The organism is Chromobacterium sp. FG22 (assembly GCF_057809415.1).
On record NZ_JBMDJX010000038.1, the window covers coordinates 23,837 to 35,086 of the forward strand.

The following is an 11,250-nucleotide window of genomic DNA, read 5'->3' on the forward strand; positions in this document are numbered from 1 at the left end:
GCCGGCCTCATCCCCTTGGCGCGCGGCGCTGTCGCCGCGCGCGGGCTCTCTTTGGAAACACGCCCTCATGTCCGCATCTTCCGACTCTCTCGCCGGCCGTTCCGGCCCGGCGTCGCCGCGCCGCGCCGGCGGCGGCTTCGTCTCGCTGTCCTGGCTGGGCGTGGCGCCGTTCTTCCTGTTTGCGCTGCTCTTCCTGCTGCTGCCCACCGCCCGACTGCTGCTGGGCGCCTTCCAGGACGCCGACGGCCATTTCACGCTGAACAATATCGCCCGGCTGTTCGAGCCGGCGATTCTCGACGCCTACAAGATCAGCTTGCAGATCAGCGCCGCCTCCGCGCTCTTGGGCGCGGCCTTCGGCCTGTTGCTGGCCCTGGCGGCGATCCGCGGCCGGCTGCCGGACTGGATCCGCCCGACGCTGGCCACCTTTTCCGGCGTGGCGTCCAACTTCGCCGGCGTGCCGCTGGCCTTCGCCTTCCTGGCCACGCTGGGCCGCATGGGCCTGGTGACGGTGTTGCTGCGCCGCTATCTGGACTTCGATCTCTACGCCGGCGGCTTCAGCATTCTCAGCTTCAGCGGCCTGACGCTGACCTATCTGTATTTCCAGATTCCGCTGATGGTGCTGATCGTCAGCCCGGCCATAGACGGCCTTAAAACCGAATGGCGCGAGGCCTGCGACAGCCTGGGCGGTTCCGCCTTCGCCTACTGGAGCCGCATCGCGCTGCCGGTGCTGTGGCCCAGCATCCTGGGCGCGGCGCTGCTGCTGTTCGCCAACGCCTTCGGCGCGGTGGCCACCGCCTACGCGCTGACCGGCAGCTCGCTCAACATCGTCACCATCCTGCTGTACGCGCAAATCCGCGGCGATGTGCTGCACGACCAGAACCTGGGCTACGCGCTGGCCTTGGGCATGATCGTGGTGACCGGCCTGTCCAACGCCGCCTACATCTGGCTGCGCGGCCGCGCGGAAAGGAGCCGGGCATGAAACGCCAGCCTGCCCACAAACCGTCGTCGCGCCTGGGCGCCTGGATCGCCGTCGTCGCCGGCGGCCTGTACTTCTTGCTGCCGTTGTTGGCCACCTTCGAGTTCAGCCTGAAGATGCTGCGCGAAGGCTATAGCTTCGAAGCCTACAAGCTGGTGCTGCAAGACCCCGGCTTTCAGCAAAGCTTCGCCTATTCCGCGCTGATGGCCGTGTTCACCATCGTCATCGGCCTCCTGCTGGTGGCGCCCACCGCCTTCTGGATCCAGCTCCGCCTGCCGCGGCTGCGTCCGCTGGTGGAGTTCATCACCTTGCTGCCGCTGGTGATTCCGGCCATCGTCATCGTGTTCGGCTATCTGCGCCTGTTCGGCAGCGACGCCTGGCTGCCCCTGACCGGCAGCGAGCGCGGCACCGATCTCTTGCTGGTCTGCAGCTATGTGACGCTGGCCCTGCCCTATCTATACCGTTCCATCGACGCCGGCCTGTCCGCCATCGACGTGCGTTCGCTGGCCGAGGCGGCGCAAAGCCTGGGCGGCGGCTGGCGGGTGATTCTGCTGCGGGTGATCTTCCCCAATATCCAATCCGCGCTGCTGTCCGGCGCTTTTCTGACCTTCGCCATCGTCATCGGCGAATTCACCATGGCCAGCTTGCTGGCGCGGCCGGCCTTCGGCCCTTATCTGCAATTGATCGGCGCCAACCGCGCCTACGAGCCGGCGGCGCTGGCCATCATCGCCTTTTTGATCACCTGGGCGGCCATGGGCCTGCTGCAGGTGGCCGGCCGTCACCGTCGCGCGCTGCGCGAGGCGACGGCGACAGAATAAGAGAGACCCCATATGGCATACCTGGACATCCGGCACCTCAACAAGCGCTACGGCCAGCACACGGTGGTGCACGACTTCAATATGCGAGTGGAGGCCGGCGAGTTCGTCACCTTCCTCGGCCCGTCCGGCTGCGGCAAAACCACGGTGCTGCGCATGATCGCCGGCTTCGAAACCCCCAGCGGCGGCGCCATCCGCCTGCAGGGCGAGGACATCACCGCCTGCGCGCCGCAAAAGCGCGGCATCGGCATGGTGTTTCAGAGCTATGCGCTGTTTCCCAATATGAACGCCGGCGAAAACATCGCCTTCGGCTTGAAGATGCAGAAGCGGCCGGCCGCCGACATCCGCCGCAAGGTGGCGGAGGCGCTGGCGCTGGTGGAGCTGTCCGGCAAGGAGGGCCACTACCCGCACCAGCTCTCCGGCGGCCAACGTCAGCGGGTGGCGCTGGCGCGCGCGCTGGTGGTGGAGCCGCGCATTCTGCTGCTGGACGAGCCGCTGTCTGCGCTGGACGCGCGCATCCGCAAGAATCTGCGCGAGCAGATCCGCGACATTCAGCGCCGGCTGGGACTGACCACTATTTTCGTGACCCACGACCAGGAAGAAGCGCTGACCCTGTCCGACCGCATCTTCGTGATGAATCAGGGCAAGGTGGAGCAGGAGGGCGCCGCCGAAACCATCTACACCCAGCCGGCCACCGAATTCGTCGCCCGCTTCATGGGCAATTACAATCTGCTGTCCGCCGGCGACAGCCGGGCGCTGTTCGGCCTGGACATCCAGGGCCATCTGGCGATCCGCCCGGAGTCCATTCAATTGCTGCCCGGCGACAGCGCGGAAACGGACAGCCTGCCGGCGGTGGTGAAGCAGCGCCAGTTGCTGGGCAATGTCGTCCGCTATCAGGTGGAAAGCGCCGGCGCGCTGCTGCAGGTGGACCGGCTGAACCGCAACCCGGCGGATTTGCTGGCCGACGGCGCGCCGGTGCGGCTGCGCGTCCAGCGCGACGATATGCGCGAAGTGCGCTAAACGTCGGTCGGCCGCCGGAAATAGGCCATTTGCCGGCGCAGGCTGCCGGCCCGCTGCGACACTTCCTGCGCCGCCGCCGACAATTGCTCGCTGGCGGCGGCGTTGCCCTGGGACAGCTGGCTCAGGCCCTGCATCACCTGATTGATGCCGCCCACGTGCTGCGCCTGGGCCACGGCCTCCTTGGAGATGTCCCGCACCAGCTGCCGGGTTTGCTGGCTGGATTCGACGATGGCGCTCAGGCTCTTGCCGGCCTCTTCCGCCAGCCTCACGCTGCCGGCCGCCACCTGGCCGATCTCCTTGGCCGCGGTCTGGCTGCGCATCGCCAGCTTGCGCACCTCGTCGGCCACCACGGCGAAGCCGCGGCCCAGCTCGCCGGCGCGCGCCGCCTCGATGGCGGCGTTGAGCGCCAGCAAATTGGTCTGATAGGCGATGTCGTCGATGATGTCGGTACGCTGGGCGATCACATGCATCGCCTCTATGGTTTCGCCGACAACCCGCCTGCCCTCCTCGGCCTGACGCGCGGCTTCGCTGGCGACATCGCCGCTGCGGCTGGCGTCGCGAGCCATCGCGAACATCTGCCCGGCGATCTCGTCCACCGCGTGGCTGGTTTGCTCGATGTCGGAAGAAGTGCGGCAGGCGCTGTCGGACAGGCCCTGCGATGCGCTGTTCAATTGCAGCGAGGCATTGGCCACCGCGTCCGCGTCCTGCTGCACCTGCAGAATCACCCCGCTCAGCTTCCGCCCCATCTGGCGGATGTGCGCGGCCAGGCTGTTGTCGTCAGACGAAGCCAGCCGCAGCCGGAAGTCCAGTTGACCGCTGGCCAGCTCCCGCATGCCCTGCGCCACCTCGTCCGGCTCCGCGCCCAAGGTCCGCAGGATGCTGCGCGCCAGCAGCAGCGCGGCGGCGATGGGCAGCAACACCCCGGCCAACACCGCCAACGCCAGCCAGCTTTGCCAGCGCGCGGCGGACTGCTGCGCCGCCAGCGCGTCGCGGATCCGGATCAACACCGCGTTCTGCACCTCCAGCAAAGCGTCGATGCGCCGGCTGGCCACGTCGAACCACTCTTCGCTGGACAAGCTCTGCATCGCGCCCGGGCCGCGCGCCAGCACCGCGTCGCGCAGCGACTCGTACGCCCCGCTCGCGTCCATCGCCTGGGCCAGCAGACGTTCGTCGCCGTCGTTCTGCCGGTACAGGCTGCGGCACAGCGCCTCCTGCGACACCATGCCGCTGGCCAGGCGGAACTCGTTGATATTGAAACTGCCCACCGCCAGCACTCCGCCGATCAAGCCGCGGGCGCGGCCGGTGTACTCCGTCTGGCAATGCAAGGCGGACCATTGCTGCACCAAGGCGCGCACGTCCTCGCTTTGCGAATAGAACAGGGTGATGACCTTGGAGAGCCGCTCGATGATTTCGGTGTAGCGTTCAAACGCCGGCAGCGGCGAAATATGGCGCTGCGCCACATCGCGGCGCAAGGTCGAGAGCAGCTCCGCCGCCGGCAGTTGCTGGGAAAGAAACAGGCCGGCCTTGCGCGACAACTCGTCGCCCGGCGGCTGGCGCAAGCGGGTCAACAGCGCGTCGGCCTGCGCCTTTTGCCGCGGCAAGGCGGCCGGCATCGGCTTATGCTCGTTCAGATAGCGGTTGCTCAGGCCGCGCTCGATCTGCAAGGCGTGAATCAGCGCCCCCACTTGCTGCACATCGTCCACCAGCGCCTGGTCGCGCTGCAAAGCCTGTACCGTCCGCCACTGCGTAAAGGCAAACCACAAGGCCCCGCACAGCAAGAGCAGCACCAGCGGAGCGATCAACAAGGCCAGCTTGTGCACCAGCTTCAGACGGAAGTGCATCGGGTATCCTGTTCGCAAGCCATGGACCAAGGACCGCCGGAGCCCAACCCTGACGCAGCGGCCAACCGCTCTAACTATAGGCAATGGCTGGACAAGGCAAACACAGTGGCATGAGACGCGCGCAGGCAGGGCGAGCGCGCAAAGAAAAACCCGCCGCGAAAGCGGCGGGTTGCGGGGCGGCGGCGATCAGGCCGCGCGCAGACTGGCGATCATGATCCAGCCTATCAAGGCCGGCGCCATCGCCATGCAGAAGCCGCGCATCAGGCGCATGCCGCGGCCGGCGCCGTCGCCGCTCAACTCGCGGCGCACCACAGGCCAGGCCTTCCAGCCCACAAACAAGGCCAGCAACAGCTCGCCCACCGGCATCAGCAGCTTGGAAGTGAGGTAATCCAGAAAATCGAAAAAGCTCATGCCGAACAGCAGGTAATCGCTCCACACGCCCAGCGACAGCGAAGCGGGAATGCCCAGCAGGAAAATACCCAGCGTCATCACCCAGGCGGATTGCGTGCGCTTGAGGCCGAACTCGTCCATCGCGAAGCTGGTCACCACCTCTAGCAAAGACACCGAAGACGTCAGCGCCGCCAGCAGCAGCAGGCAGAAGAACATCACCGCGAACACCTGCCCCAGCGGCAGGTGGGCGAACACCGCCGGCATGGTGATGAAGGTCAGGCCCGGACCCGCCGAGGGGTCGAAGCCGAAGGCGAACACCGCCGGCAGCACCATCAGGCCGGCCAGGAAGCAGGTGGCCACCGTCAAGGCGATCACCCATAGGGCCGAACCCAGCAGATTGGACTCTTTGCTGACGTAAGAACCGTAGGTGATCATGATGCCCAGGCCCAGCGACAGCGAAAAGAAGGCCAGCCCCAAGGCGTCCACCAGCATGGCGCTGCTGACCTTGGAGAAATCCGGCGCCACGAAATACTTCACGCCTTCCCAGGCGCCCGGCAGCGTCAGGCCGCGTGCGATCAGCACCAGCATCAGCACGAACAAGGCCGGCATCAGGAACTTGGACAGGTTTTCAATGCCCTTCTGCACGCCGCCGGCCACCACCCACACCGTCAACAAGGCGAAGCCGGCGTGATAGGCAATGGGCTCCAGCGGATCGCTGATGAAGCCGCTGAAGATGGCGCCCAGAGTCTTGGCGTCCGACGTCATGATGCCGCCGCCCAGCGCCTTGACGATGTAGGCGATGGTCCAGCCGCCCACCACGCTGTAGAAGGACAGGATCAGGAAACACACCAAGACGCTCATATAACCGATGACGGGCCAGCCGCCGCCGGCCAACTGCCGGAAAGCGCCGACGGCGCCGGCCTTGGACGCGCGCCCCAAGGCCATCTCGGCCAGCATCAGGGCCAGACCCAGCGTCAGGCAAATGCCCAGGTAAATAAACAGGAAGGCGCCGCCGCCATTGGTGGCGGCGACATAGGGAAATTTCCAGATCGCCCCCAGCCCAATAGCCGAGCCGGCGGCAGCGAGGATGAAACCGAGGCGCGAGCCCCATTGTGATCTTGCCATGATGCAGTCTGCTTCTTTGTCCGAATATTTGTTCTTGAATCGCCGAGATCGACGCCCGCGCCCAAACGCGATCGCCGCAGCGGCAAAGGTGCTGTTTTGCGCCGGTAAGGCGCGGCTCGCGCCAGGCCAGATCATGAAGCCCGGGAGCGAACGGAAGGGACCCGGCAAGCCGGGCAAGGGAGAGAAAACCGCCGTGTGGGCGGGCCGAAAGCCGCGTCAGGGGTGGCGACGGGCTACGGTTCTCGCTAGTGTATTTTGCGTACAAACACGAATTTACCATGATTGATGGCAATTTCCAGCGTACGCAGGCAATTAATTCCGACTCCCAGCGCAAGTACGGTCATTTCCCGGCAAAGATGGGCATGACAATCCACTCTCAATTAAGTTGAGCATGAAATATCTGTACTCAGGGAATACACTTAGAGCGGCGGACAAAAAACAGTTCCACGCGGCAAGCACGGCGCGCCGGCCGGACAGCGCAAGCAAGACGGCGAGCCGATGCCACGCGGCGCCTGGAGTTTGTCAGCCGCTTTAAGACCAGCGGCCCCACTGCTACGCGCCTGGCCACGCCAGGAGCGAACTCGCCGGCCTCACGCGACTTACGGAGAGCCCCTATGGCGATACTGCAAGCCTTCCAATCGCTGATCGACACCGTACAGGGCGCCTTGATCATCGCGCTTCCCGCAGACGGCCAGATCGTCAGCGCCAACCAGTTGGCCGCCATCCTGCTGGCCACTCCGCACGGCGATCTGATTGGCCAGCCCTTCTCCCGCTTTCTGCCGGACCCCGCGGACAGCGAACTGCTGGCCGGCGAACTGCGCCGCACCAGCATGATCTACAACCGCTCGCTCTCCTTGCAAGCCAGCGGCGGGCGCCGCTTCGAGGTGCAGATGTCGCTGCGCGAGGTGGAGCTGGAAGGCGCGCTCATGCTGGTCTACAGCTTCAGCGACCGGACGGAAACCAAGGTCATGAGCCAGCTGCTGGATTTTGAGCGCAATCTGGTGGAGCGCTCGATCAGCCTGATGAAAAGCCTGCGCGCGGAAGACAAGCAAGCCGACGACGACAAATTGACCGGCGTGGCCGGCATGCACCGCCTGCTCTCCGCCGCCCATGCCGAAACCGGCCGCGCGCGCCGCTACGGCGGCGCCGTCTCCGGCCTGATCCTCAGCCTGATGAACGTGCCCGAGCCGATGCCGGAGCTTGACGAAGGCTCGGCGCACCGCCACTTGCTGCGCCTGGCCGGCAGCCTGTGCCTGCAAAGCACGCGCGACAGCGATCTGGTGGCCCAGCGCGAAGACGACGCCTTCATCATTCTGCTGCCCAACACCGGCGTAAGCGGCGCCAACGAACTGGCGCGCAGGCTGATCAAATCGCTGCGCCAGCTCAGCTTCGTCTACCAGGGAGAAGAGCGCAAGGCGGCCGCCTGCGTCGGGCTGAGCGCTCTGCGCGGCAGCGAAAACACGCCCAAACCCATGCTGGAACGCTTGAACGAAGCGCTGCAAAAAGCGCGGGAAGGCGGTCCCAACTACATCGTCAAACTGCCCTGAAGCGTCTGTCCGGCTAGGCAGGAGCGCCGCGCTCAAGCCAAACGGCTTCAGCCCTATATAAAGACAAACCGGCGAGGCATCGTCTTGACGCCTCGCCGGTTTCGTTTCCATCGGCCGTTTAGCCTGTCAGCAACTCACTTCCGCGTTCTTGCGCGCATAGAACCACCAGCACAAGGCGATGCAGCTGATATAGAAAACAATGAAGCACAACAGCGCCGGCTCCGCGCCGCCGGTCGCCTTCATGGACGCGCCAAAGCTCTGCGGAATGAAATAGCCGCCGTAAGCGCCAATGGCGCTGATGAAGCCGCCAGCCGCGGCCGACTCCTTGACCCCGTCCGCCTCGGCCTGCTTGCGCGCGTCTTCGCCGCGACCGGCCGCCGCGCGCAGCCGCCCGGTGGTGAAGATGGTCGGAATCATTCGGTAAGTCGAACCATTGCCCACGCCAGCCATGGTGAACAGCAAGAGGAACATGGCGAAAAAGCCGGCAAAGCTGCCGCCGCTCAACTGCCCGGCCGCGTCATGCGCCGGCAGGAAGTGCAACACTCCCACCACCGCCAAGGCCATCACCGCGAACACCCACATGGTCACCCGCGCGCCGCCGAGCTTGTCCGAGATCACGCCGCCTATCGGGCGCACCAGGGCGCCGAGTAAGGGGCCGATAAAGGCGAACTTGGCCACCGGCACCTCCGGAAACTGCGTCTTGGTCAGCAGGGCGAAAGCGCCGGCAAAACCGATGAAGCTGCCGAAAGTGCCGATGTACAGCCAGCACATCAGCCAATTATGCTTGCGGCGGAAAATCACCGCCTGCTCTGTGAACGAGGCCTTGGCGTCCGCCAGATCGTTCATGCCGAACCAGGCCGCCGCCGTGGCCAAAACAATGAACGGCACCCAGACGAAGCCGGCGTTCTGCAGCCACAAGCTCTTTTCCATCCCATCCTTGACATAATGCTGCGCATCGCCGCCAAAGGCGCCGAACATGCCGCCGGTCACCACCAGCGGAATCACGAACTGGGCCAAGGACACGCCGAGGTTGCCGAAACCCGCGTTCAAGCCGTTGGCCGCGCCCTTCTGCGCCTTGGGGAAAAAGTAAGCGATATTGGCCATGGAGCTGGCGAAATTGCCGCTGCCCAGCCCGCACAGCAAGGCGATCGCCAGCATCACCGGATAAGACGTCGTGGGATCCTGCACCGCAAAGCCCAGCCATATCGCCGGAATCAACAGCGAGGCGGTGGACAAGGTCGTCCATTTGCGCCCGCCCACAATGGACGGCATGAAGGAATAAAAAATGCGCAAGGTCGCGCCGGACAGCGCCGGCAGCGCCGTCAGCAAAAACAGCTGATCCTTGGTGTAATTGAAACCCGCGTTCGGCAGGTTCAAGGTCACCACGCTCCACAATACCGAAATGACGAAAGCCAGCGTCAGACACGGAATCGAAATCCACAAATTGCGCCGCGCAATGCTCTGGCCTTCTTGTTGCCAGAACTCGGCGCTTTCCGGCTCCCACCGTTTGATGACATAAGACATGACTCAACCCTCCCCGCCGGCCCGAGTCATGGCCAGACCAGCGCTATTTGACAATCTTTTAAAGGCGGCGCGCGTCAAGGCGCCGCCATGCAACTCAAACTCAACGACTGGCGGTGGCCAGACGCAAACGCTCCGCGGCCACCGGCTTGAACGAGTAATGCATCCAGACCAGGCTGACGCAGACCGTGCCGTACAGCAGCATGAAACAGCTGGAACGCACCCCGGCGAGGTCCACCAGCGCGCCGAACAAAATCGGCAACACGAAACCGGCCAGTCCGCCGGCCAGGCCCACCACGCCGGACACCGCGCCGATATTGTCGGGAAAATCATTGGCGATGAACTTGAACACCGAAGCCTTGCCCACCGCCATCGCCACGCCGGCGATGAACAACACCGCGGTGAACAGCACCGAGTTCAAACCGATATGCAGGCTCCACGGTCCCTTGACGGTGGCCACCACCATCTCGGTCTGCGGATAGGACAAGACGAAGAAGCACACCCATAACACCCACATCACCCACCAGGTGGTCCGGTACGCGCCGAAGCGATCCGACATCCAGCCGCCGATCGCGCGCAATACGCCGCCCGGCAAGGAAAAACAGGCGGCGAGAAAAGCCGCGGTTTTCATATCAAAGCCGTACTCGCCGACAAAATACTTGGTCAGCCACAGCGACAAGCCCACATAGCCGCCAAACACCACCGAGTAATACTGCGAGTAGCGCCAAACCCGGGGATCGCGCATCACTCGCAGTTGATCGACGAAACGCTGGCTCCCTCCGCTCAAGTGCGCCGGATTGTGATAACTGCAAAACCAAAACATCAGCGCCGCAGTCAGCATCACCCCGGCGTAAACCTGGGGCACCAGCGTCCAGCCGCCCAGCGCGATCAAGGCCGGCGCCACGAATTTATTCACCGCCGCGCCGGAATTGCCCGCGCCGAACACGCCCATCGCCATACCCTGATGCCGCGCGTCGAACCAGCGCGCCACATAGGGCGTGCCCACCGAAAAACTGCCGCCCGCCAAGCCGATGAACAGCCCAATCAGCAAGAAATGCCAATACTGGGAGGCGAACTCCATCAGATAAATCGGCAGCACCGCGCTCAGCATCAGGCAGAACAAAACGATGCGGCCGCCATAGCGGTCGGTCCAGATCCCCAAGGGCACCCGCACCAGCGAACCCGACAACACCGGCATCGCCACCAGAATGCCGAACTCAGTCTCGTTCAGCCCCAGTTGCTGCTTCACCGGAATGCCCACCACGCCCATCATCATCCACACCATGAAACAGACGGTGAAAGCAAAAGTGCTGACGGCCAGCACTGAATACTGCTTGTACGCCGCGGATGTCATCTTTCCTCCCTCAGCGGCCTGGCGGCCGGTCAGTCCAACTCCATACTCACACCATACTGCTCGCGCGCCGGGAAACCCATTCGCCAGACGTGGGCAAGACCGAGGAAAAACGATCTAATCGAAATAGTTCTTTTGGGTGGTATTCAGGACAGCGGCGACGCCGCAGAAGGGATGGAAGGCGGCGTAGCCGTCCGGCTTTGCGCCAATGCAAGTTACAGCCCCGGCGACATTGGCTAAGATAGGCGCATTGCCAACAAGGGAGCCTCCCCCATGAATGCCGCCAAGAAGATTCGCCGTTTCATCGAAGAAGGACATGACCCGCAGCAAATGCAAGTGCTCAAGGAACTGGCGACCGCACTGGAAATGGGCCGCTCTTTCGACCTCAGCCTGCTCTACGATATCGACATGCGCTACTTCGACGTCGCCATCGACCTGCTGAAAGACTGGCGCTTCGACCATCACATCGCCTCTCGCAGCAAGCTGCTGGAGCAGTTGCTGACCGAGATCGCACCGGACAGACAGGCGAAAGCGCAGGAAGCTCCGACAGTCAAACCGGCGGCGAGCAAAGCCGCCAAACTCAAAAAGTAAGCGGACCGCGGACGCAACAAAGCCTCCCTTTGGGGAGGCTTCCGTGTCGCCGTTCAACAGCACAATGCATAAA

Annotated in this window: 9 protein-coding genes; 5 read left to right on the forward strand and 4 right to left on the reverse strand. The window is 64.2% G+C overall.

The window, feature by feature from the left end:
* The first annotated feature begins 67 nt into the window (after positions 1-67).
* From ACODSD_RS22860 to ACODSD_RS22870, 3 genes are read left to right on the forward strand one after another with little or no spacing between them, the layout of a single operon-like run.
* On the forward strand, positions 68-979 hold the full coding sequence (locus tag ACODSD_RS22860) for an ABC transporter permease (protein WP_107799987.1): 912 nt from the start codon (positions 68-70) through the stop codon (positions 977-979).
* A complete protein-coding gene (locus tag ACODSD_RS22865; protein WP_488878410.1) occupies positions 976-1,794 on the forward strand; it encodes an ABC transporter permease in 819 nt (272 codons plus the stop codon). The genes ACODSD_RS22860 and ACODSD_RS22865 overlap by 4 nt, the downstream gene beginning before the upstream one ends.
* A gap of 12 nt (positions 1,795-1,806) precedes the next feature.
* The gene (locus ACODSD_RS22870) at positions 1,807-2,811 is read left to right on the forward strand and encodes an ABC transporter ATP-binding protein (RefSeq protein ID WP_488878411.1); all 1,005 of its coding nucleotides are present in this window, start codon (positions 1,807-1,809) and stop codon (positions 2,809-2,811) included.
* On the opposite strand, the gene ACODSD_RS22875 is transcribed toward ACODSD_RS22870, so the two are convergent.
* A complete protein-coding gene (locus ACODSD_RS22875; RefSeq protein WP_488878412.1) occupies positions 2,808-4,652 on the reverse strand; it encodes a methyl-accepting chemotaxis protein in 1,845 nt (614 codons plus the stop codon). The two genes, ACODSD_RS22870 and ACODSD_RS22875, sit on opposite strands and share 4 nt — an antisense overlap.
* 186 nt (positions 4,653-4,838) lie before the next feature.
* On the reverse strand, positions 4,839-6,167 hold the full coding sequence (locus ACODSD_RS22880) for a sodium-dependent transporter (protein ID WP_235089667.1): 1,329 nt from the start codon (positions 6,165-6,167) through the stop codon (positions 4,839-4,841).
* Between the two features lie 614 nt (positions 6,168-6,781).
* Between ACODSD_RS22880 and ACODSD_RS22885 the strand changes: the two genes are divergently transcribed.
* Positions 6,782-7,714: a PAS domain-containing protein gene (locus ACODSD_RS22885; RefSeq protein ID WP_107799991.1), complete on the forward strand. Its 933-nt coding sequence runs from the start codon at positions 6,782-6,784 to the stop codon at positions 7,712-7,714.
* Positions 7,715-7,840: 126 nt separating this feature from the next.
* Here the strand turns inward: ACODSD_RS22885 and ACODSD_RS22890 are convergent, their stop codons facing one another.
* Both ACODSD_RS22890 and ACODSD_RS22895 read right to left on the reverse strand, forming a co-directional pair.
* Positions 7,841-9,238 (reverse strand): NarK family nitrate/nitrite MFS transporter, encoded by a 1,398-nt coding sequence (locus ACODSD_RS22890; RefSeq protein ID WP_488878413.1) that lies wholly within the window; start codon positions 9,236-9,238, stop codon positions 7,841-7,843.
* Between the two features lie 100 nt (positions 9,239-9,338).
* On the reverse strand, positions 9,339-10,589 hold the full coding sequence (locus ACODSD_RS22895) for an MFS transporter (protein WP_488878414.1): 1,251 nt from the start codon (positions 10,587-10,589) through the stop codon (positions 9,339-9,341).
* A gap of 270 nt (positions 10,590-10,859) precedes the next feature.
* Between ACODSD_RS22895 and ACODSD_RS22900 the strand changes: the two genes are divergently transcribed.
* Positions 10,860-11,177 carry a hypothetical protein gene (locus ACODSD_RS22900; RefSeq protein WP_253315631.1) on the forward strand — a complete coding sequence of 106 codons (318 nt, stop codon included), beginning with the start codon at positions 10,860-10,862 and terminating at the stop codon, positions 11,175-11,177.
* Positions 11,178-11,250: the final 73 nt, after the last annotated feature.

Excerpts from the sequence above, each read along its gene's own strand:
- ACODSD_RS22860 (WP_107799987.1), top strand. The coding sequence starts at position 68 with ATGTCCGCATCTTCCGACTCTCTCGCCGGCCGTTCCGGCCCGGCGTCG.
- ACODSD_RS22865 (WP_488878410.1), top strand. The coding sequence starts at position 976 with ATGAAACGCCAGCCTGCCCACAAACCGTCGTCGCGCCTGGGCGCCTGG.
- ACODSD_RS22870 (WP_488878411.1), top strand. The coding sequence starts at position 1,807 with ATGGCATACCTGGACATCCGGCACCTCAACAAGCGCTACGGCCAGCAC.
- ACODSD_RS22875 (WP_488878412.1), bottom strand. The coding sequence starts at position 4,652 with ATGCACTTCCGTCTGAAGCTGGTGCACAAGCTGGCCTTGTTGATCGCT.
- ACODSD_RS22880 (WP_235089667.1), bottom strand. The coding sequence starts at position 6,167 with ATGGCAAGATCACAATGGGGCTCGCGCCTCGGTTTCATCCTCGCTGCC.
- ACODSD_RS22885 (WP_107799991.1), top strand. The coding sequence starts at position 6,782 with ATGGCGATACTGCAAGCCTTCCAATCGCTGATCGACACCGTACAGGGC.
- ACODSD_RS22890 (WP_488878413.1), bottom strand. The coding sequence starts at position 9,238 with ATGTCTTATGTCATCAAACGGTGGGAGCCGGAAAGCGCCGAGTTCTGG.
- ACODSD_RS22895 (WP_488878414.1), bottom strand. The coding sequence starts at position 10,589 with ATGACATCCGCGGCGTACAAGCAGTATTCAGTGCTGGCCGTCAGCACT.
- ACODSD_RS22900 (WP_253315631.1), top strand. The coding sequence starts at position 10,860 with ATGAATGCCGCCAAGAAGATTCGCCGTTTCATCGAAGAAGGACATGAC.